Consider the following 26,874-nt stretch of genomic DNA (forward strand, 5'->3'; position numbering starts at 1 on the left):
TACAGAGAGAGGGAATAGGTGAAAGCCCTTATGATAGATTAGTTGAAGCAGTCTTGGAGTATCAACTTTGAAACTAAGTAGGAGTTGACGGTAGTTCCGTTATAACTTAAGGTTTTCCGAAGATACTGTAGATTTTTTACAGTAATTAGGGTGGTACCGCGAGATATATCCTCGCCCCTATAGTATTATAGAGGCGGGGATTTTTTACGCTTAAGGAAATTATGCTTGCTAAAAAATTATGAACGACCTATGAAACTTAGTTATATAAATTTACTATGTTTTGGGCGTAAAAAAGATTTTGAGCAACGGACGAAGTCGTTGGCGAAATAAAGTGGTTCGCAGACGTAGTCGCTCAAGCAAAGCGAATTTTTTAATTCATAGAAAAGTAGCAAATTTAAGGAGGAAATTTAAAATGCAAAAAATGGGATTAAACGAAATAAGAAGTAAATTTTTAAAATTCTTTGAATCAAAAGGACACTTAGTTCAACCAAGTTATTCATTAGTGCCACATAATGATAAAAGTTTATTATTAATAAATGCAGGTATGGCACCTCTTAAAAATTATTTTTCAGGAACAGAGATTCCACCAAGTAAGAGAATGACTACTTGTCAAAAGTGTGTAAGAACAGGAGATATAGAAAATGTAGGGGTTACAGCTAGACATGCTACATTATTCGAAATGCTTGGAAACTTCTCTTTTGGAGATTACTTTAAAGAAGAAACTTTAAAATGGGGATGGGAGTTTGTTACAGAACATTTAAACATACCTCAAGATAAAGTATGGGTAAGTGTATACTTTGAAGATGACGAAGCTTTTGAAATATGGGAAAAAGAAATAGGTATACCAAAAGAAAGAATAGTAAGACTAGGAAAAGAAGATAACTTCTGGGAAATAGGAACTGGTGCTTGTGGACCTTGTTCAGAAATTCACTTTGATAGAGGTGAAGAGTATGGATGTGATAATCCAGATTGTAAACCAGGATGTGATTGTGATAGATACTTAGAATTCTGGAACCATGTTTTCTCTCAATTTAACAAAGATGAAGAAGGAAATTACAATCCATTAGAGAACAAAAACATAGATACAGGTATGGGTCTTGAAAGAATTGCATGTATAATGCAAGGAGTTGACACTATATTTGATGTAGATACTATAAAGCAAATATTAAATGCTGTTGAGAAAATGACAAATTCAACATATGGAAAAGATTACAAAACTGATAAATCTATAAGAATAATAACTGATCATATAAGAAGTGTAAGTTTCTTAGTTGCGGATGGAGTTTTACCATCAAATGAAGGTAGAGGATACGTATTAAGAAGATTATTAAGAAGAGCTGCTCGTAATGGTAAATTACTTGGGATGAAAGATCCATTCTTATACAACTTAGTTGATGAAGTTATATCTGTAAGTGGAGAAGCTTACCCAGAGTTAGTTGAAAAAGCTGACTACATTAAAAAAGTTATAAGAATAGAAGAAGAAAAGTTTAATGAAACTATAGATAAAGGTAATGAAATATTATCTTCATATATAGAAGAGTTAAAAGCTAAAAATGAGAAAACTTTAAGTGGAGAGAATGCATTTAGATTATATGATACTTATGGATTCCCTGTTGACTTAACAAAAGAGATATTAGAAGAAGAACATTTAGAAATAGATGAAGAAGGCTTCAAGTCTGAAATGGAAAAACAAAGACAAACAGCTAGAGATGCAAGAGGAAATATGGATGCAGAAGCATGGAAAGAAGATGCTATAGCTAAATTAGATAAAGATATAGTTACAAATTTTGAAGGATATGATATTCTATCTATAGAATCAACTGTTAAGGGAATAGCTAAAAATAATGAATTAGTAGACTCAGCAAGTGTTGGTGATGAAGTTATAATAGTTCTTGATAAAACTGCATTTTATGCAGAAGGTGGAGGACAAGTTGGAGACAAAGGTCTTTTAGTTAATAAAAACGAAGATTTAGTAGTAGAAGTTTTAGATACTAAAAAAGGTCCAAATAACACTATAAAGCATGTATGTATAGTTAAATCAGGAATTATAAAACTTGAAGATGTAGTATATACTAAGGTTGATAAAGAAGTTAGATTAGCTTCAGCAAGAAACCACAGTGCTACACATGTTCTTCATAAAGTATTAAAAGAAGTTTTAGGAGATCACGTAAACCAAGCTGGATCACTTGTTACTCCAGAAAGATTAAGATTTGACGTAACTCACTTTGAATCTATATCAAAAGATGAGTTAAAGCTTATTGAAGAAAAAGTAAACAATATTATATTTGAGTCGTTAGATATAACTTGTGAAACTATGAGTATGACAGAAGCTGGTCAAAAAGGTGCAACAGCATTATTCGGAGAAAAATATGGTGATGAAGTAAGAGTTGTTTCAATGGGAGAATTCTCTATGGAATTATGTGGAGGTACTCACTTAACAAACACTTCTCAAATAGGTATGTTTAAGATACTTTCTGAAGGTGGAGTTGCAGCAGGAGTAAGAAGAATAGAAGCTATAACTGGTAAAGAAGTATATTACTTCTTAAATAACAAGCAAGATTTAATAAATGAAGTGTGCACATCTGTTAAAGCTAAAGAAGATAATTTAGTAGCAAGAGTAACTAACTTATTAGATGAAAACAAGTCATTAGCTAAAGAATTAAATGAAGTAAAAGCAAAAATGAGCTTACAATCTGCAGACTCTATATTAGACTCTAAGACAGATATAAATGGAGTAAATATAGTAACAGCTAAGTTTGAAAATATGGATATGGATACACTTAGAAATACTGCAGATACTTTAAGAGACAAGTTAGCTTCTGGAGTAGTAGTATTAGGAAATGTAGCAGGAGAAAAAATAAACTTTGTTGCTACAGCTACTAAAGATGTACTTGAAAAAGGTGTTCACGCTGGAAATATAGTTAGAGAAGTAGCTCAAGTAGCAGGAGGAAAAGGTGGAGGAAGACCTAATATGGCACAAGCTGGAGCTCCAGATGTAGCTAAGGTTGACGAAGCTTTAAATCATGCAAAAGAGGTTTTAAAAACTCAAGTGAAATAATAATTTTAAATAAATATTAAAGATAGGGGTGTTGTAGTATGAATGAAAATATGGATTATACAATGAAATTCGAAGGTATAACATCTGAACAAATGAGTGTTAGTGAGGCTATCGATTTAGTTTATGATTCACTTCAAGAGAAAGGATATAACCCAATAAATCAAATTATAGGATATATACTTTCAGGAGATTCTAGTTATATAACAAGTCACAATAATGCTAGAGGGATAATGAAGAAATTTGAAAGAGATGAAATATTAGAAGAGGTTATCACTTATTATTTGAACAATAGAAAGTAGGTCAATCTTATGAAAAAAAAGATTGTATCCTTATTAACAATTTTAATGATACTTATAAGTTCTGTTCCTAGCATCTGTTTTGCTGATGATAAAGGCAAGGCGATAGTGATTGATTTAAATAGGACTGGCCTTGAAGACATGCTAAGTATAGATTCTCTATCTAAAAAGATGGAAAAAGAAGGCTATATAGGGCTTATGAATATTAGAGGTGATAGAGGAACAGATGACAGAAGGTCATATGCAGCTGTAGGTGCTGGAGGAAAAGTTACCTTGCCAGACCAGAGCCTAATTAACTTTGAAGAAGTTAACAAAGGTAATGCGAAGGCGTATAAAGCTGAAACAGGACACAATCCCAAGAAAATAAATGATATGACAATAAACCATTCTCTAAGTGAGAACTTAGAGAATGGTTCTTATGGTTCTGTGCTTGGATCGTTAGGACAGACTTTATCAAATCATAAATTAAGGGCATCTGTTATAGGTAACGCCGATAGAGTTAATAATGGAGAACTAATAAAAAATAGAAATATAGCTTTAATGGCTATGGATAACATAGGTAGAGTTGACGATGGTAATGTAGATAATATAAATATCAAAGACAACACTATGCCCTATGGAATAAGAACAGATTACAACAAACTAAAAAGTGAAACTAAAAAGTTTTATGATAATAGTGATGTTTTATTTGTTGAACTTGGAGATACGTATAGATTAGATGATTACAAAAACCATTTAAATGAAAAAACTTACAATAATATGAAAAAAAATATTTATAAAAATATAGATGATTATTTACAAGAAGTTTTCAAAATGGTTGATGAAAATGATACAATTTATATAATGTCAGCTTTTCCAAGTAAAGCAGATTATAAAAATCAAAAAAGGTTATCTCCTGTAATTAAATTTGAAGGATCTCAAAAGGGAGTTTTAAAATCTGCTACAACAAGAAGAGAAGGTGTAGTTGGAAACTTAGATATAGGAGTAGATATACTTTCTAAGTTTGGCTTGAAAAATGAAAAAATGGTAGGAAGAGAATTTGAGGAAGTTAATAAAGAAGATAATATAAGTTTTATCAATCATGAATTTGATAAAATGGTATCTATGTTAGGAGTGAGAACTCCTATTGTAAATACTACTGTGGGAATAGTTGCAGCAGCATGGATTATATGTACAGTATTATTAATTTTCTTTAGAAAAAAACTACCTAAAAAAGAATTAGTTTTTAGCATATTAAAAGAATTTATAAAACTAGGGGTGGTAATACCTTTAGCGTTTATAGTTTCGCCTATTTTTAATTTTGCAACTCCAACTAGTATAACATTAGGGATATTTGGAACCTTATTGGTGTTATATTTAATAGGAAAAATTTTCTTTAAAGATGATATTAAGTATATGACATTCTTCTCTATACTTACTATTATAGTAATAGTGGTTGATTCTATATTTGGAACTCACTTAATGCAAAATAACATAATGAGTTATGATGCAATAATAGGTGCTAGATACTATGGTGTTGGAAATGAATATGAAGGTATAACTATAGGATGCGCTATATTTGCAATGTCAGTATTAGTGAACTATAAAAAAATACCTAAATGGGTTTTAGTTGTTACATCTTTAATTATACTTATAACTAGTGCTTATCCATCAATGGGAGCAAATGTTGGAGGAGCGATATCAGAATCAGTGGCATATACATTATTTTTATTACTTGCATTTGATGTTAAGATGGATCTTAAAAAGAGCATATTACTATCACTTGTGCCAGTAATGATTGTTTGTATATTTGCAGCACTAGATGTAGTTTCTAAAAGTCAGTCTCATTTATCTGGATTTGTAAACCAGATATCTGCAAATGGGCCAATTGCTATAGTTCAAACATTTACTAGAAAAATACAAATGAATGTAGATATTGCAACTAGCAATATATTAATTGTTGTAGCTTTAGTAGTTGCTGGATATATGACTAAGTTTATTTTTAAACCTGCTAATCATTTTAAGAAGTTGTCAGAAAAATATCCTTATATATTTAAGGGATTTGTAGCAACAACAGTAGGGTGTATAGTTACTTTAATTTTTAATGATTCAGGAATAGTTGCGGCTGGAACAGCATCTATTTATATATTAGTACCGATATTGGTTATGAGTGTAAATATGATGATTTTTGATAAAGAGTAATATAATGTTAACCTAGATATTAAAAAAATAGTATCTAGGTTAATTTTTTCTGTACATAATGTGTTGAAATTAGAGTACAATAAGAATATAGTATATACATATAATGAATAATTATTAAATTTGGTTGACCAAGGAGAATTAAATGATATTAGACGGAAGAATAATGGGTCTTGATGTAGGAGATAAAACTATAGGAGTTGCAGTTAGCGACCTTATGGGAATTACGGCACAAGGAGTTAAGACTGTAAGAAGAGTTGGAAAGAAAAAAGATATAGAGGAATTAAAAGCTATTATAAAAGAAAGACAAGTTAATAAGATAGTTTCAGGACTTCCTAAAAATATGAATGGAACATTAGGACCACAAGGAGAAAAAGTTATAAAATTTTGTGAGTTATTAGAACAAGAAACGGGTATAAAAATAGAATACTGGGATGAAAGATTATCTACAGTTGCGGCAGAAAGATCTTTAATAGAAGCTGACGTTAGAAGAGAAAAAAGAAAAAAAGTAATTGATATGCTTGCGGCAGTAATAATTTTACAAGGTTATTTAGATAGTAAAAGAATTTTCTAAAATCTATGTAAAATAACATTGATATAAGTTATAATATATTTAAATAATTAAAATTTGAGGTGGTATACATGCAAGAAAATATAGTAAACTTAATAGACCAAGATGGAAATGAAATACAATTTGAAATAATATTAACTTTAGAAGCAGAAGGAAAAGAGTATGCAATACTTATGCCTTTAGAAGATAATGATGCTGAAGAAGCTTTAATATTTAGAATTGACACAGATGAAGAGGGAGATATATTAACTCCACTTGAAAGTGACGAAGAGTATGAGACAGTTGTAGCTGTATACAATACTTTAATGGAAGAAGAAGGATTAAACTTCGACGAAGAATAGTTAATATTAAAATTGTATAGTTTATAAATGGGAGTATCCTTTAAGGTGCTCCCTTTTTACGATTAAAACGAAGTGAATTTTACATAGGAGGAGTTAGATGATTAAATATTTAGATATATTAGTAGGGATATTAGGGGTATGTTACTTTAGCTATCTAGAATTATTTTATGGAGGAATGGCCTTTGGAAGCTTCTTTTTAGTTATAGGTGTTTTACTTATAATATATCATTTTGTAAAAAACAAAATACATGTTAATGAAAAATTAAAGAATGTATTTAAAATATTTTTAACTATAATTCTATCTATATTTTTGATAGTAGAAGCTGCATTAATATTTTTCCCGAAAAACAATGTAGAAGATAAGTGTGATTATTTGATTGTACTAGGTGCATCAGTTAAAAATACTACACCAAGTTTAACATTAAGAGGAAGACTTGATAAAGCTATTCAATATTTAGATGATAGTAAAGATGATTGTTATATTGTTGTATCTGGAGGAAAAGGAAGTGATGAAAAACTTTCAGAGGCAAAAGCTATGGAAAATTATTTAGTAGAACATGGTGTAAACAAAAATAAAATAATACTAGAAGATAAGTCTACAAATACATATGAAAACTTTAAATACAGTAAAGAAAAAATAGAAAAAAATAGTAATAAAGATATAAAAAATCTTAATGTAAAGGTTGTTACTACTGATTTTCACAGTTTTAGGAGCTTTATATTAGCCAAAGTAAATGGATATGGAAATGTTAATTTTTACACTAGCAAATCTATAAGTAAGTTTGTACCAGTTTATTATGCAAGAGAGTTTTTTGCAACTATAAAAACTATGATATTTGATGTATTACCTAATTTATAAGATAATCTAAAATTTTATAAATTAAGATTTAAATTTATTTATATGGATAAAATAAAGTTAATGAAAGTATAAGGGGCAATGAAATATGAATAAATTTAAAAAGTATTGTGTAGTATTGAGTGCTATTGTTGTAATTACATCTACTTTAAGCAATATATATGCGTTAAATAATTATAGTAAATCTATAGAACAAGCTACTGTCAACAATAGTAAAAGTAGTGTACAGCAAGAGAAGTTAGATAAAAATACTAAAGAAAAAAATAAAAATGTATCTAATATATTGCTAATAGGAAGTGATTCAAGTGGTTTTGATAAGGTAGGAAGATCAGATTCTATGATAATTCTTACTATAGATAAAGATAATAAAAATTTAAAACTAACTTCATTAGCAAGAGATACGTTAGTAAACATTCCTGGACATGGGTATGAAAAGTTAACTCATGCATATGCATATGGAAAATCTAAGTTATTACTAGAGACTATAGAAAAAAATTTGAATATAGATTTAGATGGATATGTAGCTGTAAACTTTAATTCTTTTATAGATTTAGTTGATACCTTGGGTGGCGTTGAAGTGGATATTCAAAAAAATGAAATAGAGCATTTAAATGATATAATAGTAAACTCTTTTAAAGTAGCAAAAGATAAAGGTGAAGAGCCGCAATTTATAAGATTTGAAGGTAAACAACTATTAAATGGATACCAAGCATTAGCTTATGCTAGAATAAGACAAATTGATAGTATATATGAAAGAGATAAAAGACAAAGAGATGTATTAAAAAGTATAGCTAATAAATTAGTAGAACTTCCTGTAAGTAGTTATCCAAAGGTTATAAAAGAAATGATGCCTTATGTAGATGTAAATTTACCTATATCTAAACTTCTTACAATAGCTATGACATCTAAAGAATTATATAATTATGAATTAAATCAAATGGAATTTCCGGTTGCAGAATATAGAGAGTCTGGAAGACTTAAAAAAGACAATAGCTTTGTTGTTAAGTGGGATAAGACAGAAAATTTAAAAGTTTTAAATAATTTTATTTATAATAAATAAAATTTATTTAAAACCCATCAACTTTGGGTATTATTATAAAAGTAAAGGTTAAAAGCCTTTACTTTTATTTAATTAATCTAAGTGTAAATTTGTAGGTATATTGACAAAAGGAGAACAATGGAGTACAATAATTAATAAAGATTATCATTTGAAAATGAAGGCGGTAAATGTAAAATGAATCAAATGGATATATTAAAGGAAAAGTTAAAGGAAACGGGATTTAAAATAACTCCTCAAAGAAGAGCTATTGTAGAGACGTTACTAAAGCATAAGGATGAACATTTAAGTAGTGAAGAAATATATGACCTAGTAAGAGTTGATTGTCCAGAAATAGGACTTGCTACAGTTTATAGAACAATGCAATTACTAGATGAAGTTGGTGCAATTTCTAAATTAAACTTAGATGATGGATGCATAAGATATGAAATCGATTTAGATGACTCTGATGCACACAATCATCATCATTTAATATGTAAAAACTGTGGGAAGATAATAGAGGTAAAAGAAGATTTACTAGATTCTATAGAACTGGAAATACAAAAATTATATAATTTTAGCATAATAGACCACGATCTTAAATTTTATGGTTTATGCGAATCCTGTAAGTAAAGATGGGCCCCTTATTGGGGCTTAAAATTTTGATAGAGTTAACAAAATACATAATATTAGTATTAATATAAATAGAATTTCTAATATATTGCTTAAACGCCCTCCAACTCTTAAAAATCCAAGAGAAAATTTCTTTTCACTGATAGGATAAAAAAGTGGTATTCCTGATTTTGTAAATAAATCTCCTAAAAATAAATGAGATGCATATCCGATAGTTCCAAAAAAGCATAAATTTGATATATTAGTTAATAACTCAATTTGTTTAAGTAAAAAACTTATGATTAAGATTGCTAAAATACTATGTGATAATTTCCTGTGTTTTAACCAAGGGAAAGAAGCTAAAACAATATTAAATAGAATAAAATAGAATTTACCATTAGCTAAATATATGCAAATTGCTAAAAGTAAAAATATTAGAGATAAAAATAGCTTTCTTAAAAAGCCATGATTAATTTTAGCTTCTAATATTATTATTGCTATAAATGTTATTACTGAACTTATGAAAAAATTTTCATTTATTTTTAAAGATATTAAAAAAATTAATATATCTAATGTATAAACAATAATCTTATAAATCTTTTTAGATGTATTATGATTTAAAAGTGTATTAGATATAACGGAGTTTGACGTGTCTAAATCAGGTAATATTGAAAATAATGAACATATTCCAATATTCATTAGAGAAATTGGCTTATTAAATAGGATAGAAGCTTGCAGTGAAGCTAATATACCTATAGTGAAATGAGTTTTACCACGCATTATAACCTCCCCCAAATATTATATTTTGAGAATAGCAAAATAATTATAGTTTGTCAAAACAATACGGTAAATGTATTTTAAATATATCTTAAAATATACTTCAACTTGTGATACAATTATAATAACTGGTAAAGAGTGCGTGATTTGATATTATTTGTATGTTCGTTAAGGAACGTTTAAAGAGTGAGATTTAAAAAGTGCGAAAAGTTAGGACAAAAGGAGATGATGCAATTGTTCAAAAAGAGTTTGAATAAAATTAAAGTTATGGCTCTGGGTGGGCTAAACGAAATCGGAAAAAACATGACTGTCATTGAATATAAAGATGAAATTATCGTTATAGATTCAGGGTTAAGTTTTCCAGAAGAAGAGATGCTAGGGGTAGATATAGTTATACCAGATGTAACTTACTTAGTGAAGAATAAGGACAGAGTTAAGGGAATATTTATAACTCATGGTCATGAGGACCATATCGGAGCATTACCATATGTATTAAAAAAGATAAATGTTCCAGTATATGCTTCTAAGTTAACGGTTGGACTTATACAAGTAAAATTAAAAGAACACAAATTAAATAATGTAAATTTAAATGTTATAACTCCAGGTCAAGCTATAAATCTTAAAAACTTTGAAGTAGAGTTTTTAAAAGTAAATCATAGTATACCAGATGCTTGTGCAATAGCAGTTCACACTGACCAAGGGATAATATTCCATACAGGGGACTTTAAAATAGACCTAACTCCTATAGATGGAGAAGTAATGGATTTTCAAAGAATATGTGAATTAAGCAAAAAAGGCGTATTATTAATGCTTGCTGATAGTACAAACATTGAAAGACCAGGATACAACCCATCAGAAAGAACTGTAGGAACAGGTCTGGATGGATTATTTGCAAAGGCTAACAACAGCAGAATAATAGTTGCAACATTTGCTTCTAATATACACAGATTACAACAAATTGTTAATGCTGCTCAAAAATTTGGAAGAAAAGTTGCTGTATCAGGAAGATCTATGGTTAATGTTATGGCTGTAGCAAGAGAATTAGGCTATATAGACATAGATGATGAAATGATAATAGATTTAAATGATATTCATAGATATGAAGACAATGAATTAGTTATAATAACAACTGGATCTCAAGGAGAGCCTATGTCAGCACTTGCTAGAATGGCATCAGCTGAACATAAAAAAGTAGAAATAAGACAAGGTGATTTAGTAATAATATCAGCACATCCAATACCAGGGAATGAAAAACTTATTTCTAAAGTTGTAAACTGTTTATTTGAAAAAGGTGCAGAAGTTGTTTATGATGATGCAGCGGATATACACGTTTCAGGTCATGCTAGACAAGAAGAATTAAAATTAATGCACAGATTAGTAGCTCCTAAGTTCTTCATGCCTGCTCATGGTGAGTTCAGAATGTTAAAGAAACATGCAGAGGTAGCAGAAGATTTAGGGATGCCAAGTCAAAATATATTTGTAATGAAAACAGGTGAAGTTTTAGAATTAGATAAAACTTCAGCAAAAGTTGCATCACATGTACCAACTGGAAATGTATTAGTTGATGGACTTGGAGTTGGAGATGTAGGAAATATAGTTTTAAGAGATAGAAAGCATCTATCAGAAGATGGATTAATGATAGTTGTAGTTACAATATCTAAAGAAGATGGAAAAGTTTTAGCAGGGCCAGATATAATATCTAGAGGATTTGTATATGTAAGAGAGTCTGAGGACTTAATGGATGGAGCTAAGACTGTTATAAAGAATGTTTTAATAGCTTGTGAGCAAAGTCATATAAAAGAATGGGCTTACTTAAAAAATAATATAAAGGATAACTTAAAAGAGTACTTATATCAAAGAACTAAGAGAAATCCTATGATACTTCCTATTATAATGGAGGTATAAAACAGAAAGATTGAATATAATATATTATATTCAATCTTTTTTTTAGGAGGAAAAGCATGGGGGTATATGAAAGTACTACAAAACTTGCAAGTGATATAAAGGACAGTAAAGAGTATAAAGAGTTTAGAAAGCATATGAAAGTCGTAAGATCTAATCCAAACTATGAATTAATTTTAAATAATCATAAAAAAATTGAAATGGATATAAGATCGAAAAAATTAAGAGGAGTAAAATTAGATAGTAAAACATTAAAGATGTCACAGGATTTAAAGAAGCAAATATCTGCTAATAAAGATTTAAAAATTTATTTAGAATGTGAACAAAAATTTACAACAATGATGGATAAAATAAATAAAATTTTAGCATCGGCAGTATATGAAGATTACAAATAAACAAGACTTCTTGTACAAATTGAATGAAATTATTTAGACAATATGACTATATATGTGAAAACGTTTTTAATATATACTTAAACTATATTAAATATGGTTTGGGGGAGATTAAAAATGGCAGAGGTAATTTTAAAAAATATAGGGAAGTCGTACGATAATGGTTATGAAGCTGTAAAAGATGTAAATATAGATATAGACGATAAAGAATTTGTTGTTTTAGTAGGGCCATCTGGTTGTGGAAAGTCTACAACACTTAGAATGATAGCTGGTCTTGAGGAAATATCATCAGGGGAGTTATATATAGGAAATAAAATAGTAAACGATGTAGCACCAAAAGATAGAGATATAGCTATGGTTTTCCAAAACTATGCATTATATCCGCATCTAAGCGTATATGAAAATATGGCATTTGCACTTAAACTAAGAAAGATGCCAAAAGCTGAAATAGACTCTAAAGTTAGAGAAGCTGCAAGAATACTAGACTTAGAAAAAGTCTTAGATAGAAAACCAAAGGCATTATCAGGTGGACAAAGACAAAGGGTTGCGCTAGGAAGAGCGATAGTAAGAAATCCTAAGGTGTTCTTAATGGATGAACCACTATCAAACTTAGATGCTAAGCTTAGAACTGCAATGAGAACAGAAATTACAAAATTACACAAAAAGCTTGGAACAACATTCATATATGTAACACATGACCAAGTAGAAGCTATGACTATGGCTGATAGAATAGTTATAATGAAAGACGGAGTTATTCAACAAATAGATACTCCACAACATGTATATGATAATCCAGATAATATGTTCGTTGCAGGATTTATAGGAGCTCCTCAAATGAACTTAATAGATTGCAATATATCTGAAGAAAATGATGTTGTTTTTGCAAATGCTAAAGAGTTTAAAGTAGCGTTAGACAAAACAAAAGCAGATATATTAAAGAAAAATGGTTATATAGGTAAAGAAGTTGTATTAGGAATAAGACCAGAAGACATTCATATAGAAGATATATTTATAGATAACAGCCAAGATACAATATTTAATGCTACAGTAGAAATAAGTGAGCTTATGGGGGCAGAAGTATATGCATACTTAACTGTTGGAGGTAAGAGTATAACTTCAAGATTTGATTCAAGATACAATGTTAAATACGGTCAGAACTTAAAATTAGCTCTAGATAAAAATAAAGTTCATCTATTTGATAAAGAAACTACTAATGCAATAAGATAGTAAACTATTTAAAAGCTGAGAAACTAAGAGTATATTTTGGTTTCTCAGCTTTTGTTTTATAATAGATATAAGTAAACTAAAAAATAAGAGGTGGGATGGTGAAGGATTTAATAGAGTTTTTTGAAAGTCAATTGGGGAAAAAGATTAATTTATACAAATATAATAAAAATGATATTTTAAAAGAAAATCATCAAGTTGTAGTTTGGGACAATCGAAAGTATGTTATTGAACTTATAGAAGAGAATAATATTAATAATTTAAAAGGCAATTTTTATTTGATATATCAAAAGAATGTAAATAAGACTTTATTAAATGAGATTTTAACTACTCTATATGAAGATGTTAATATAGTAAACTATAAAGGGAATTTTATATTAAATACAAATAATATAGACTTAATAAATAAGGATACTCCTCAAATCATAGAGACTGAATCCTATGAAAAGACATACATAATAAATTTAGGGCAAATTAAAAGTAAAGATGAGTTTGATATTAAGCTAGATTTGACTAAAAAATTAAAAAAATACATAGCAATTGAAAATAGTGATAGAAAATATTTTGATATATTTGATTTAGCTTTATACAACATGATTGAGCTATGTGGAACTGATATTATATATAAAAATTTATTTGATTATAATTTAATTGATAAGATAGATAATTTAGTTTTAGAAACGGGAATAGCTTTTATAGAAAATGGATTTAACATATCCAAGACATCTAACAATATATATTTGCATAGAAATACGTTAATATATAGACTAGAAAAAATTAAAGATATATTGGGGATGGATATAAAAAACTTTAATGAAGCTTGCATATACTATATAATTGTAAAGAATTATTTGGTAAACAAAACCATATAAAAACCATATAATTGATGTTTATTAAAATACTCGCATAAATTTAGGCAAAATGTGAAAAAATAGTATCAAATAAAACATCAAGAGGTGAAATTAATGAGACGATTTACTAGTGTAGTTTTAGCTATTATGATGGTTTTTATGTCTTTTAGCTTTACAGCTTTTGCAGATGATAAAAAAGCTAATACATCTATGGAATTATCATCTAAATCAGCTATACTAATGGATGTAGGAAGTGGACAAATATTATTTGAAAAAAATTCACATGAGAAACTTCCTCCAGCAAGTGTTACAAAAGTAATGACAATGTTACTTGCAGTTGAAGCTTTAGATAGTGGAAAGATAAAGTTAGATGACCAGGTTCAAATAAGTGAAAGAGCATCGGAAATGGGTGGAAGTCAGATTTTCTTAGAACCAGGAGAAACTCAAAAGGTTGATGATTTACTAAAAGGTATCGCAGTTGCTTCTGCAAACGATGCATGTGTAGCTATGGCTGAGTTCATAGGAGGAAGTGAAGAAGAGTTTGTTGGTATGATGAATGATAAAGCAAAAGAATTGGGAATGAAAGATACTCATTTTGCTAACACTAATGGATTACCAGTAGACAATCACTACACATCAGCACATGATATAGCTTTAATGTCTAAAGAATTATTAAAGCATGAAAAAATAACTAAATATTTGACAACTTGGATGGACAAAATAGTTGTTGGTAAAAAGCAAGTATCTATAGGTCTTGCTAATACTAATAAAATGATTAAACACTATCAAGGAGCAACTGGTGTAAAAACAGGATTTACTCAAGAAGCAAAATACTGTTTATCTGCATCAGCTAAAAGAGGAGAGACACATTTAGTAGCAGCAACTTTAGGAGCACCTACAACACAAGAAAGATTTAAAGATGCATCATCTCTTTTAAGTTATGGATTTGCAAACTATGAAAGTGTTAAATTATGTTCTAGAGGAGATGCTATAGCTACACTAAAATTAGATAAAGCTGAAGAAAACAAAGTTAACTTAGTTGCAAAAGAAGATTTAACAGCTCTTATCAAAAAAGGTGAAAGCAAAGATTTTACTAAAAAGATACAAGTTTGTGAAAATATAAAAATGCCAGTTAAAAAAGGTACTAAATTAGGAACTATAAACATTTATAAAGGAAACAATCAAGTAGGTAAAGTTGATCTTGTAAATGAAAAAGATATAAATAAAGCAAGTTACTTTAGAATGTTTGAAAGAGTAATAGATAACATGTTTTAAAAGGCCTAGATAAACTAGGTCTTTTTTTATTAATCTAATTTGATTATAAACATAGATATTGTTATAATAATATTAAAACTTAAAAAATAGGAGAAAATTGAATGAATATGTTAAGTCAGTTTTTGGTAACTGCAGTAGGAATAGCAGTTGCTATATCTGTTCATGAATTTGGACATGCATATGTAGCTCATCTTTTAGGAGATGATACTGCAAAAATGAGCGGAAGAATGACGTTAGATCCATTAAAACATCTGGATCCATTAGGACTTATAATGCTTATAATTGCAAGATTTGGGTGGGCAAAGCCAGTTCCTGTAAATCCAAATAATTTTAAAAATTATAAGGTTGGGAATTTAATAGTTTCTTTAGCAGGGCCAGCATTTAACCTGTTGACTGCTATAATATTTGCAAACCTTATGAGATTTGCTAATATTGAAGCAATATTAATTATATTTAATGCTATAGTTTCGTATTGTATAGGATTTGCAGCATTTAACCTATTACCATTGCCACCACTTGATGGATGGGGAATAATATCTACATTTATACCACTTAAATATTATGATGTTGCTTATAAGTATGAAAGTATGAGTACATTTATATTTATACTTTTAATATTAACTAATTTCCATTTAATAATATTAAATCCTATAGTAAATGTATTATATAGTATAGTGGCTACATTTATAATTTAAATGGTAAATTTATACTAAAAACCGAGGTAATTTATGAAATATAGTGTACAACTTAAGGTATATGAAGGACCTCTAGATCTTTTATATGATCTTATAGCAAAGCATAAAATAGATATAAAGGATATATCTATAATAGAGATAACTAAACAATATTTAGCATACTTAGATATGCTTGAAGAATTTGATTTAGAAATAGCAAGTGAATTTATAATAATGGCATCGAAGCTTTTACAAATAAAATCTAAATACTTACTATACAAGCAAAGAAATGATGAAGAAGAGGAAGATCCTAGACTTGAACTTATGGAAAAGCTTGTGGAGTATAAAAAGTTTAAAAATGCTACAGAAGATTTAAAAAGTAATGTTACTTACATAGAAGATGTATTTTATAGAAAGAAAGAAGAGGTAGTAGTTGAAGAAAATTTAGATTTAGAAACTATATCTCTAGACTCTATAGTAAAAATACTTCCTCATATATTGAAAGTAAAAAAAGATGAATTAGAAGAAGTAAAAGATGAAAAGTTAAACAAAATTGTTAGAACTCGTATTATATCTGTAGAAGAAAAGATGCACTATGTTAGAGATATCATGAAAGAAAAAGAAAATATAAGGTTTACAAATCTTATAGATACATATGAAAAAGATGAAATAATAGCAACTTTTTTATCGGTTTTAGAACTTATAAAAACAAATGAAATAATGGTTGTTCAAGACTTATTCTTTGAAGATATCTTAATAAAGAGGAATATGGAGAGTTAATATGAGACGTGATGAAATAAAAAATATTATAGAAGCTATAATGTTTGCATATAGCGAACCTATAAGCATAAAGGATTTAAATAATGCTATAAATGAAGAACTTTCTTCTAAAGAAATTGAGATAATGTTAAATAGCTTAATTGAAGATTATAAAGAAAACAACAGGGGTATTCAAATTATTAAATTACAAGATAAATATCAAATGTGTACAAATAAAGATTACGCAGAGTTTGTAAAAAATATATTAGAACCAAAAAGAAAGAAAACTTTAAGTCAAGCAACTTTAGAAACTTTAACAATTATCGCATATAAGCAACCTATAACAAAGGTTGAAATAGAAGAAATAAGAGGTGTTAAAAGTGATAAGGTCGTACAAACACTTCTTGAAAATGACCTTATATATGAAGCGGGAAGACTAGATAGAATTGGTAAGCCTATAATTTATAAAACTACTAATGAGTTTTTAAAATTACTAAATATAGAAAAGTTAGAGGATTTACCATCTATAGAAAAATATGAAAACGAATAAATCTTAAAATAGTAGATGAGATAAAATATTTATTTATCATCTACTATTTTTTTGCATACTTTTGAAAAAATGGAAAATAATATAAATATGAACTATAAAGATTTAATGAGTATTTTATTTATTTCTATTGTAGTAGGAATACCAATTCTATTTTTTATTTTAAATAGTAGGATTCATGTAATCGTAACAGCTGATATAGATAATAAAAATACAGAGATAAGGGTATCACTTAGATACTTTTTTAATTTAATCAATATAACAAAAACAGTCTATCCTATAAGTAAACCGAAAGAAGAAAAGAAAAATAAAAAAAATAAGGAGAGTAAAAGTAAATCTAAAAAAGTTAAATTACAAATGATTCAATTAGAAAATTTACTAGCTTTATATAGAATTGTTAGAAAGGTTGAAGTAAGCGAAGTATATTCTAATTTATCATATGGAAGTGAAAATATAAATTTTACTTCTTTTATATATGTCTTAATAAATATTTTATATGGAAATGTAAGTAATTATTTTGATTCAGAAAAAATGTATTTAAAAGTAACACCCTGCTATACTCAAAACTTCATAAAGTATAAAGGTGTTTTACATATAAGACCTACCATGAAGGATATAGTAGTTTTAATTAAGGGAGTTTATAAAATATATATTGATATAAAAATATATAAAAAAGTAAAATATAATGAGGAGTGTGAAGTGGATGAGATCGGCAAGTTCAATAAAGAGTATAATGGATACAACTCTTGATTCAATTAGGACAACTATTGACGCAAATACTATTATTGGAGATCCAATTAGAACAGAAACAACTGTAGTAGTTCCTATATCTAAAGTAACAATAGGATTTGGTATAGGTGGAGGAGAGTATTCAAGAGGGCAATGTGAAAAACAAAGTGAAAAAAAAGAAGTACAAAATACAGATGATTCAAACTTTGCAGGAGGAAGTGCAGGTGCGATATCACTTCAACCAGTAGCATTTGTAGTAGTTGAAAATGGAGAAACAAGACTTATGAGTTTAGATCATAATATAAATATGGTTGACAATATATTAAGTGTTACACCTAAAATACTAGAAAAAATTCAAAAACTAAAAAATAATGATTGTGAAAACAAGGATAATAAAGAATGTTAAAATAAAGAATAAAAGCTATAGAAAAAGGTTAATTAATTTCTATAGCTTTTATTTTTGAGCAACGGACAAAGTCGTTGGCGACATGAATGAAGTGAATTTTTTTAAAAATATTTTACAATTTAATCATTTGTTACTTAAAAAATTAGAAAAACAATAGTATAATACATATAAGGCAAGTTAATTTTTAGGGTTAAATTAAACTGGCAGGGTTTTAAACTATAGGAGAGGTGAGCATATGGAAAATAAAGAAATATCAAAATTATTGATACATAGTATGAATAATTATCAAAATTTAATTAAAGCAACAAATACTGATAGATACAAAAAAGGTAAAGTATTAACAAAGAAACAATTTTTTACTTTAGTTGAAATTCAAAAGCGTGAAAAAATAGAATTAAAGAATTTAAGTAAAGAGTTATATGTTTCAACATCTAGCTTATGTATACTTTTAAACAAGTTAGTAGAGTTAGGATATGTTTATAGAGAAGAAGATTCTAAAGATAGAAGAAACACTTTCTACGGTATAACAGAAGAAGGTGAAGTTGTAGTTAATACAGAAATAGAAAAGTTTATGCAGATAGTAAATGATAAAATAGATAAGTTAGATTTACAAAAGAAAAAAGAACTTGAAGAAAGTTTACAAAAAACTATTAATATAATGAAAGAAATAATATAGCCTATGTAGAATAAATTTATAGTGTAGATATTTATAAAGTGGGTAAGTATCTATTATAAATTTATTTGGAGGTATATTATGAGTATAAAGATTGCAAATGAAAAAAATTTGATACAAGAAAATGATTTAAGTATATTTTTTATAGGCAGCAATAAAAGAGTTGTATTTAAAGAAAAGGCTTTAGAAGCTTTAAAAGAAGAGTTTGAGCCTACTTGTTGTAATATAGAATTAAATAAAATATATACAGAAGATAAATTTTTAAACGTAATGTTTGTTGGATTAGGAAATGATGAAAACTTATCTATGGATGAAATAAGAAACATTGGTGGAGATATATCAAGAAAATTGAAAAAAATGAAATCTAAAAAGGTAAGTTTTTTAAATATAGAAGAGTACTTAAATAAAGATCATGTAAAAGCTTTAGTAGAAGGTCTTGAATTAGGGGCATATGATTTTACTAAGTATATTAAAAGTAATGGAACTGATAAAGAAATAGTAATAAATTTAGGCTTAAATGAAAGCTTCAGAGATAGTATAAATGAAGGTGAATTACTTGCACAAATGACATTAGTATCAAGAAGCCTAGTGAATGAACCAGCAAATGTTATATACCCAGCAACTCTAGGTTATGAAGTTGTAGAATTAGGCAAAACGTTTGGCTTTGAAACAGAGATATATGGTAAGCAAGAAATTGAAAATTTAGGAATGGATGCATTCTTAGCAGTAGCTAAGGGTTCTGATAAAGAGCCTAAACTTATAGTTATGAGATACTTTGGAGATAAAAATAGTGAAGATGTATTAGGTTTAGTTGGAAAAGGATTAACATACGATTCAGGTGGATACTCTATAAAACCTACAAACTCTATGGTTGATATGAAAACAGACATGGGTGGAGCAGGAGCTGTAATTGGAGCTATGTGTGGTATCGCAAAAGCTAAACTTAATAAAAATGTTATAGCTGTAGTAGCTGCTTGTGAGAATTTAATTTCTGGAAATGCATATAAGCCAGGAGATATAATAAATTCAATGGGCAAAAAGACAATAGAAATTTTAAACACAGATGCAGAAGGTAGATTAACTTTAATAGATGCTGTTTATTATGCTATAAACAAAGAAAAAGCTAATAAAGTTGTAGACATAGCTACATTAACAGGAGCCGCTGTAGTAGCCCTTGGAGATGTTGCAACACCTGTATTAACTAATAATGAAGAGTTCTATACTTTATTAGATGAAGCAGCAAAAACATCAGGTGAAAAAATCTGGAGAATGCCAGTGTTTGATGAATATAAAAAAGTTTTAAAAGGGAAGCAAGCTGATTTAAACAATAGTCCTGGTAGAGATGGCGGGTGTATAACTGCTGGATTATTTATAGGTGAATTTGTAGGAGATACTCCTTGGATTCATATGGATATAGCAGGAACTAGTGTTAGTTCTAAAGAAAGTGGATATAAATCTAAAGGAGCTACAGGAGAAGGAGCAAGAACTTTATATAATTTAACAAAATTAATTTAAAAGATTTCTTAAGTTAGTACAATCTAGGTAAATTGTGGTATAATTAAATTAACCTAAGATTTTAAATTTTCTTCTTACATACTAAAGTATATATTTACTCGCCTAGTGGCGAGTTTTTTTTTAAAAATGTAAGAAGTAAGTTTTTTGTTTATTAATCTGAAAATTAAGAAAAAAGATAGTTTATATGTGATATAATTAATATATATATAAATATTTTAAATTCAGTGGGGTGAATTTATGGGGGATAAAGAAAAGAGTTTTAAAGATGAAAATTTTATTATTTACACTGGTATGGTAAAGTATATAAGAAATTTAAAGATGCTTGAAATTCATAAAAGAGATATAAGTCAAAAGGTTTATAATTTGTATATAAACTTAAGTAACAAAAATACTAGCTTAGAGAAATATATAGTTAATCCTAGGGAGTTTTGTGATACTATATGTCAAGATTATATAATAAATACACCTGTTTATGCTGTGTACTTAGAAACTATCAAAAAGCTTTCATTAGTAATAGCAATAATGGCATTGTTTTGCGACTTGATCTTAGACAAACCATTAGTTAGCAAATATTTTGTATATATATTAATTGGGGCTTTTTTTATTTCAATTGTATTAACATATCTAAAGCTTTATAGATCAGAAAAGTATGGTTTAGAAGAAGAGCCACTTAAATATAAAGTTTTATATAATATTAGTGCATTGATTTTAATAATTCCAATTTTTATATGGAAAAACAAAATCTTAGAAAATGGGAAAATTAGTATGATTTTTATAGGATTAATTTTCATAGGAATGTTTTTTATAAGTTCTTATATAGTAAAAAAAAATAAAAAGAATATAGATAAAAAAATAAGTTATAAGAGTACTATTTAATACTCTTATAACTTATTTTTTCGTTTAAATTTAAAATCAATACTATTGTTATCTTTAATTAACGTAGGTAAATAAATTAAAGATGTAATAAATGTGAATAATAATATGCTATAAAAATTAGCATTTGAAAAACTATAATCATAATGAGCATTAGTGAAGTGATTTAATAAAAAAGTAAATAAGAAAAATAAAGAACATGCTTTTATATTATCTACTATGCACCTAGAATTTACATAAAATTTTCTGACTCCAACTAAATAAACTAAAGAATATAAAAGTAATAATCTAGATGCTATATAAAAGAAATAAAGAATATGTGGAAACTCAAAATATAAATCTTTAAAAAATATTAAGTCGCCTATAGAACAAACTATACTCCATGAGAAAAATACATTAAATAGATGATATTTTTTTAAAAGTAAAATAGCGATACACAAATATATTGTTATGCTTGTTATGTTTATTGGAAGTGTGTAAAAAACATTATAACTTCCTAAAGAAATTAAACATATTTGTTCTAATATAATTATGAATACAAATGATAGGCATATAATTTTTTCTACTAAATAGCTGTATGGAAGTAAGTTTTTGGTTAGCTTAGGCAATAAGAATAAGAATATAGCTACAAAAAGTAGAATGATTAAATGTTCATTAGAAAAAACAAAATTAGAATTCATAAACTCCCCCCTAACTATTTATAAGCAAGTTTAAATATGTAATCATGTCCTTTTATACATTATATTCCAAAGTAGTAGTTATGATATATAGTTTTTAAAAATTTATATAAATATTTAATTGTAACAAAATAAAAATTAGATAATAAATTAATATTATAGCAGTTAAAAATTAGACATTTAAAAAATCATCCAAAGGAAGTGGTCTTTTGAAAAGAATAAGCATACAACCATGTGCTGACTGCGGAAGCAAATATTGTCCGTGTCATTTAGCATATTCAGGAGATTGTATTCAATGTAGTTTAATACAAGGCAGTAAAACGTGTGATTGTATTTGGCAGGGGGTTTGTGTATACAATGAATTGCAACATAATCGAAATGTAGCTTGCAATGAAAAGCAAGATGTTTTGTGTGATGTTATAACAAAAAAAGAATTAAAAGAGGATATATACTTACTAGAGATAAGAACGCCTAAAATTTTATTAGAAGAACTATTAAATCCTGGTTCTTATATATTATTAAGATGCAAAGACCAAATTGACTCAAGATACAATGTACCTATATCTGTTATGGATATAGATGTTGAAAATGAAATTTTAAAAGTAATAATTAAAGAGGTTGGACATAAGACTAAATCGTTATTAAGTTTTGATAAAGTATGGGTAAGAGGTCCATACTTAAATGGGGTATTAGGACTTAAGGAGTTTAAACTTACAACAAATAGTAATGTAGCGGTAATATTAAGTGGGTTATCTCAAGTAAATGCACCTAAAATAATTAAGTATATCTTAAAAAATAATAATCATGTAGAAGTATTTGTAGACACTAGAAGAACTATTTTAGATGAAGTTATAGACAAAATAAAAGAGTTAAATGTTAATATTCACTTCATAAATATAAAAGAAGATGAAGAGCTAATTAAAGACTATATAAGAAGAAATAATGTAGAACTTGTATATAGTGGCGGATTTAATTCTTTTAATAAGGAAATCATGAAACTAGTTGATAGTGTTGACGAAAATATTAGATTCTCAATAGCAAATAATAATTTAATTGTATGTGGAGAAGGAATATGTGGCGGATGTACGGTTGTAATTAATGGCAAGAGAACGAAATCTTGTAAAGCTCAAATTAATGGAAGAGATTATCTAAAAAGTTTAAAATAAATTTGTTTTAGGTTTAAGGGGGAATTTAAAGTGGCAAAAGTAGTAGTTATAGGCGGCGGATGGGCTGGTTGTGCAGCTGCAATATCTGCAAGGAAAGCAGGAGCAGAGGTTACTATATTAGAAAGAACAGATCTTTTACTAGGGCTTGGGAATGTTGGAGGAATAATGAGAAATAATGGTAGATATACTGCAACAGAAGAAGCTATAGCCTTAGGAGCAAGTGAGTTATTTGAATTAACAGATAAATATAGTACACACAAAGACATGGATTTTCCAGGTCACAAACATTCAACTATATACAATGTAACAGAAATTGAAAAGCCTGTAAGAGAAAAGATATTAAGTATGGGTATAGAAGTAAGATTTTTCTCTAGAGTTATAGATGTAAAATTAGATGGTAAGAAAATAAAAGCTGTTGTTTTAGAAGATGGAGAGATTATAAGTGGAGATTCATTTGTAGAAACAACAGGATCTTCAGGACCTATGGGAAATTGCACTAAGTACGGTAATGGATGTGCTATGTGTGTTTTAAGATGTCCTTCATTTGGAGGAAGAGTTAGTATAACTAGTAAGTGTGGAATAGAAGATATGTATGGAAGAAGAAATACAGGGGAGTTAGGGGCTTTTAGTGGTTCTATGAAGTTATTAAAAGAAAGTTTAAGTGAAGAAATTCAAAAAGATTTAAATGAAAAAGGTTGTGCTGTAATCCCTTTACCAGAAGAACTTATAAATACAGAAAAACTTGATATAAAAGTTTGTCAACAGTACTCACTACCTGAGTTTGCTAAGAATTTAATTCTAATAGATACAGGTCATGCAAAACTAATGGCACCATTTTATCCACTTGAAAAATTAAGAAAAATTCCAGGATTTGAGGGAGCTATAATAGTAGACCCATACTCAGGAGGAAAGGGAAATTCAGTAAGATATTTTTCAGTTGCTCCAAGAGATAACTATATGAGAGTAACAGGACTTGAAAACTTATTTGTAGGTGGAGAAAAAAGTGGATTCTTTGTAGGTCATACAGAAGCTATATGTACTGGATCTTTAGCTGGGCACAATGCAGCTAGAAATGCTATAGGTATGTATTTACTTCAATTACCAACTAATATTGCAATTGGAGACTTTATATCTTATGCTAATCAAGAATTAAAAGAAGAACATGCGGATAGATTAAAATTTACTTTTGCAGGAAGTATTTACTTTAATAGAATGAAAGATTTAGGTTTTTACACAATAGATAAAAAAGAAATAGAAACTAGAGTTAAAAATGCAGGATTAGAAGGGGTTTTCAATAAAAAAATAATCAAATAAATAAAAGGAGATAACTTTTGTTATCTCCTTTTATTTATTTTAAAGATTTAAGCTTAAAGCATATAAAAAATATCTAATGCAGCAATAGTAAAACTCACTACTGTATTAAATAAAGAAAAGAACTGTATTATACTATAAAGCTTATAGTTATGTATCGTATCATATAAGCTGATACATCCAATAGTCAATAAGCCTATAATACTTAAAATAATAATATCAGCAAATATATCAATGCAAATTAAGATTAAAGCAATGATTGATAACATAGAAGATAATGAAAAACGTTTAGATAAAGTATAAGTATTTGTTGCACTTTTCAATATAAATCACCTCTATATACTTATATGAAATTATATAAGATTTAAAACTAAATAAAATATATTGAAAAATGGACAAGCACTATAGTAATTAGAAAACTAGGAGTTAAAAGTAAGAATCAAAATAATAAAGAAGTCTCAAACACAAAAGGCACGGGGGTGGCGAGAATTTTCTTACGAGTTAGAGAAGTAGCAAATAAATTCATAGACGAAACGTTAAAGCTCGAGATCTTTAGAGGTTTCCAGTGAAGATAATAAAAAATATAGATCTTTTGAACACACAAAAAAGGCGTGGGGCGGCATAACTTTTCTTAAGAAATAGCGAAGTAGTATATAAAATTATTGACGAAACGTTAAAGTCCGAGTACTTTAGTGAAGGATAAAAAATAATAAATAAGTATTCAATCAAAAAAGGCACGGGGTGGCGAGAACTTTCTTACGAGTTAGAGAAGTAGCAAATAAATTCATAGACGAAACGTTAAAGCTCGAGATCTTTAGAGGTTTCCAGTGAAGATAATAAAAAATATAGATCTTTTGAACACACAAAAAAGGCGTGGGGCGGCATAACTTTTCTTAAGAAATAGCGAAGTAGTATATAAAATTATTGACGAAACGTTAAAGTCCGAGTACTTTAGTGAAGGATAAAAAATAATAAATAAGTATTCAATCAAAAAAGGCACGGGGTGGCGAGAACTTTCTTATGAGTTAGTGAAGTAGTAAGTAAATTCATAGACGAAACGTTAAAATCCGAGTTACTTAGGATTTTACAGTGAAGGAAATGAATCTACTTACTACGAACGCCCACCTCACTAAGAAAACAGGGGGATATATTATGGCAGTTTTCAGACAAGTACACATAGATTTTTGGCAAGATGGTTTTGTATTAGATTTAACACCAGAAGAAAAATACTTCTACTTATATCTAATGACTAACAGCAAAACTACTCAATGTGGAGTTTATGAACTCCCAAGAAGAATAATAGAAACTGAAACAGGATACAACAGAGAAACAGTTGAAAAACTTTTAGATAGATTTGAAGGTTATAAAAAGATAGTCTATGATAAATCTTCAAATGAGATATTTATAAATAACTGGGTTAAATACAATAAGATAGTTAGCCCAAAAGTTAAAAAATGCGTAGAAAAAGAGTTAAAAGAAATTAAAAGTCAAACTTTAATAAATCTATTTTTAAATGAATGTAATAAGTATGGATACAGTATCGATACCCCTATAAAAAAAGTGGACAAATATTTAAATACAGTATCTATACCCATGACTAAAACTGAAAGCAACTTAGATAACCACTATGGGGAAGAAAAAGAAAAACAAAAAGAAAAAGAAGAAGAAAAATACATAAATAAAGATGTAGGTATGGATATGTGTGTAAAAGAAGATGTATCTAAATATGCAAAACTATATGAGCAAAATATAGGACTTATTAATGGAATTGTAGCAGAGTGGTTAATTGAAATTAGTGAAACTATAGATATTAGATTATTTAAAAGAGCTATAGAAATAGCAACAGATAATGGAAGATGCAATAAAGGGTATGTTAATGGAATTATAAAACAATGGATAGAAAAAAATATAAACAACTTTTTGTAAATATCTTGCAATAGATATTAATAATTTGCTTATGGGGAGATTAGGTGTAATTGTTGAATGGATGTTTTACAAAATAGAAAACTATATTTAATTATGATTTATGGATAAAAATGATAATGGTAAAGTTTTAGATTCTATATAGTTTCAAAATTGCAAAAGTCAATTACTAATGTATAGTATATCGTATTAAGTTTTACATTAAGGAAACAATAGGAATATTTTATATTATTTATAAAATTTGGTTTAGTT

The 26,874-nt window shown here is 27.9% G+C and carries 26 protein-coding genes and 1 other annotated feature (1 of these 27 cut by a window edge); of the genes, 24 read left to right on the top strand and 2 right to left on the bottom strand.

Annotated elements, in window-relative coordinates; all coding sequences use genetic code 11:
- Positions 1–182: a binding site (T-box leader), on the top strand; it begins 40 nt to the left of the window's first position.
- Between the two features lie 230 nt (positions 183–412).
- The 8 genes from alaS (at position 413) to ACN6I1_RS03120 (ending at position 8,969) form a co-directional block, all read left to right on the top strand.
- On the top strand, positions 413–3,058 hold the full coding sequence (gene alaS / locus ACN6I1_RS03085) for an alanine--tRNA ligase (RefSeq protein ID WP_419742677.1): 2,646 nt from the start codon (positions 413–415) through the stop codon (positions 3,056–3,058).
- A 38-nt stretch (positions 3,059–3,096) separates the two neighbouring features.
- The gene (locus ACN6I1_RS03090) at positions 3,097–3,357 is read left to right on the top strand and encodes an IreB family regulatory phosphoprotein (protein ID WP_021429857.1); all 261 of its coding nucleotides are present in this window, start codon (positions 3,097–3,099) and stop codon (positions 3,355–3,357) included.
- Positions 3,358–3,366: 9 nt separating this feature from the next.
- Positions 3,367–5,535 (top strand): hypothetical protein, encoded by a 2,169-nt coding sequence (locus ACN6I1_RS03095; protein ID WP_419742678.1) that lies wholly within the window; start codon positions 3,367–3,369, stop codon positions 5,533–5,535.
- 142 nt (positions 5,536–5,677) lie between these two features.
- Positions 5,678–6,106, top strand: coding sequence for a Holliday junction resolvase RuvX (ruvX, locus tag ACN6I1_RS03100; protein WP_085282558.1), 429 nt, complete (start codon positions 5,678–5,680; stop codon positions 6,104–6,106).
- Positions 6,107–6,174: 68 nt separating this feature from the next.
- The gene (locus ACN6I1_RS03105) at positions 6,175–6,444 is read left to right on the top strand and encodes a DUF1292 domain-containing protein (protein WP_419742679.1); all 270 of its coding nucleotides are present in this window, start codon (positions 6,175–6,177) and stop codon (positions 6,442–6,444) included.
- Between the two features lie 97 nt (positions 6,445–6,541).
- A complete protein-coding gene (locus ACN6I1_RS03110; RefSeq protein ID WP_419742680.1) occupies positions 6,542–7,303 on the top strand; it encodes a YdcF family protein in 762 nt (253 codons plus the stop codon).
- Between the two features lie 85 nt (positions 7,304–7,388).
- The gene (locus tag ACN6I1_RS03115; protein WP_419742681.1) at positions 7,389–8,360 is read left to right on the top strand and encodes an LCP family protein; all 972 of its coding nucleotides are present in this window, start codon (positions 7,389–7,391) and stop codon (positions 8,358–8,360) included.
- A gap of 174 nt (positions 8,361–8,534) precedes the next feature.
- Positions 8,535–8,969, top strand: a complete 435-nt coding sequence (locus ACN6I1_RS03120) for a Fur family transcriptional regulator (RefSeq protein ID WP_025161654.1) — start codon at positions 8,535–8,537, stop codon at positions 8,967–8,969.
- A gap of 21 nt (positions 8,970–8,990) precedes the next feature.
- Here the strand turns inward: ACN6I1_RS03120 and ACN6I1_RS03125 are convergent, their stop codons facing one another.
- Complete coding sequence (locus tag ACN6I1_RS03125; RefSeq protein ID WP_035114365.1) at positions 8,991–9,728, bottom strand: metal-dependent hydrolase; 738 nt, start codon at positions 9,726–9,728, stop codon at positions 8,991–8,993.
- A 225-nt stretch (positions 9,729–9,953) separates the two neighbouring features.
- Between ACN6I1_RS03125 and ACN6I1_RS03130 the strand changes: the two genes are divergently transcribed.
- The 13 genes from ACN6I1_RS03130 (at position 9,954) to ACN6I1_RS03190 (ending at position 21,548) form a co-directional block, all read left to right on the top strand.
- Positions 9,954–11,630, top strand: coding sequence for a ribonuclease J (locus ACN6I1_RS03130; RefSeq protein WP_093430348.1), 1,677 nt, complete (start codon positions 9,954–9,956; stop codon positions 11,628–11,630).
- Positions 11,631–11,686: 56 nt separating this feature from the next.
- Positions 11,687–12,022, top strand: a complete 336-nt coding sequence (locus ACN6I1_RS03135; RefSeq protein WP_419742682.1) for a YlbF family regulator — start codon at positions 11,687–11,689, stop codon at positions 12,020–12,022.
- A gap of 114 nt (positions 12,023–12,136) precedes the next feature.
- Positions 12,137–13,246: an ABC transporter ATP-binding protein gene (locus ACN6I1_RS03140; RefSeq protein WP_419742683.1), complete on the top strand. Its 1,110-nt coding sequence runs from the start codon at positions 12,137–12,139 to the stop codon at positions 13,244–13,246.
- Between the two features lie 98 nt (positions 13,247–13,344).
- The gene (locus ACN6I1_RS03145) at positions 13,345–14,115 is read left to right on the top strand and encodes a helix-turn-helix domain-containing protein (RefSeq protein ID WP_419742684.1); all 771 of its coding nucleotides are present in this window, start codon (positions 13,345–13,347) and stop codon (positions 14,113–14,115) included.
- Between the two features lie 93 nt (positions 14,116–14,208).
- Complete coding sequence (locus ACN6I1_RS03150; protein WP_021429817.1) at positions 14,209–15,369, top strand: D-alanyl-D-alanine carboxypeptidase family protein; 1,161 nt, start codon at positions 14,209–14,211, stop codon at positions 15,367–15,369.
- Positions 15,370–15,470: 101 nt separating this feature from the next.
- A complete protein-coding gene (locus tag ACN6I1_RS03155) occupies positions 15,471–16,064 on the top strand; it encodes a site-2 protease family protein (protein WP_021429892.1) in 594 nt (197 codons plus the stop codon).
- A gap of 33 nt (positions 16,065–16,097) precedes the next feature.
- The gene (locus tag ACN6I1_RS03160; protein WP_021429960.1) at positions 16,098–16,823 is read left to right on the top strand and encodes a segregation and condensation protein A; all 726 of its coding nucleotides are present in this window, start codon (positions 16,098–16,100) and stop codon (positions 16,821–16,823) included.
- Position 16,824: 1 nt separating this feature from the next.
- Complete coding sequence (scpB, locus tag ACN6I1_RS03165) at positions 16,825–17,352, top strand: SMC-Scp complex subunit ScpB (protein WP_021429922.1); 528 nt, start codon at positions 16,825–16,827, stop codon at positions 17,350–17,352.
- A gap of 87 nt (positions 17,353–17,439) precedes the next feature.
- Positions 17,440–18,099, top strand: a complete 660-nt coding sequence (locus ACN6I1_RS03170) for a hypothetical protein (RefSeq protein WP_419742685.1) — start codon at positions 17,440–17,442, stop codon at positions 18,097–18,099.
- On the top strand, positions 18,053–18,484 hold the full coding sequence (locus ACN6I1_RS03175) for a GerW family sporulation protein (protein WP_419742686.1): 432 nt from the start codon (positions 18,053–18,055) through the stop codon (positions 18,482–18,484). Before ACN6I1_RS03170 ends, ACN6I1_RS03175 begins: the two co-directional genes overlap by 47 nt.
- A 235-nt stretch (positions 18,485–18,719) precedes the next feature.
- Positions 18,720–19,160, top strand: a complete 441-nt coding sequence (locus tag ACN6I1_RS03180) for a MarR family winged helix-turn-helix transcriptional regulator (protein ID WP_150886283.1) — start codon at positions 18,720–18,722, stop codon at positions 19,158–19,160.
- A gap of 78 nt (positions 19,161–19,238) precedes the next feature.
- Positions 19,239–20,672, top strand: coding sequence for a leucyl aminopeptidase (locus tag ACN6I1_RS03185; RefSeq protein WP_419742687.1), 1,434 nt, complete (start codon positions 19,239–19,241; stop codon positions 20,670–20,672).
- A gap of 237 nt (positions 20,673–20,909) precedes the next feature.
- Entirely contained in the window at positions 20,910–21,548 is a 639-nt protein-coding gene (locus ACN6I1_RS03190) for a hypothetical protein (RefSeq protein ID WP_419742688.1), read from the top strand.
- Positions 21,549–21,553: 5 nt separating this feature from the next.
- Here ACN6I1_RS03190 and ACN6I1_RS03195 read toward each other — a convergent pair whose 3' ends face one another.
- Positions 21,554–22,225, bottom strand: coding sequence for a hypothetical protein (locus ACN6I1_RS03195; RefSeq protein ID WP_419742689.1), 672 nt, complete (start codon positions 22,223–22,225; stop codon positions 21,554–21,556).
- Positions 22,226–22,431: 206 nt separating this feature from the next.
- Between ACN6I1_RS03195 and ACN6I1_RS03200 the strand changes: the two genes are divergently transcribed.
- The 3 genes from ACN6I1_RS03200 (at position 22,432) to ACN6I1_RS03210 (ending at position 26,625) form a co-directional block, all read left to right on the top strand.
- On the top strand, positions 22,432–23,388 hold the full coding sequence (locus ACN6I1_RS03200; RefSeq protein WP_419742690.1) for a 2Fe-2S iron-sulfur cluster-binding protein: 957 nt from the start codon (positions 22,432–22,434) through the stop codon (positions 23,386–23,388).
- Between the two features lie 30 nt (positions 23,389–23,418).
- Positions 23,419–24,702: an FAD-dependent oxidoreductase gene (locus tag ACN6I1_RS03205; protein WP_419742691.1), complete on the top strand. Its 1,284-nt coding sequence runs from the start codon at positions 23,419–23,421 to the stop codon at positions 24,700–24,702.
- A gap of 1,149 nt (positions 24,703–25,851) precedes the next feature.
- Entirely contained in the window at positions 25,852–26,625 is a 774-nt protein-coding gene (locus ACN6I1_RS03210; protein ID WP_419742692.1) for a DnaD domain protein, read from the top strand.
- Positions 26,626–26,874 lie beyond the last annotated feature (249 nt).

This window comes from Paraclostridium dentum (assembly GCF_048568265.1).
GTDB classification, from domain to species: Bacteria; Bacillota; Clostridia; order Peptostreptococcales; family Peptostreptococcaceae; genus Paraclostridium; species Paraclostridium dentum.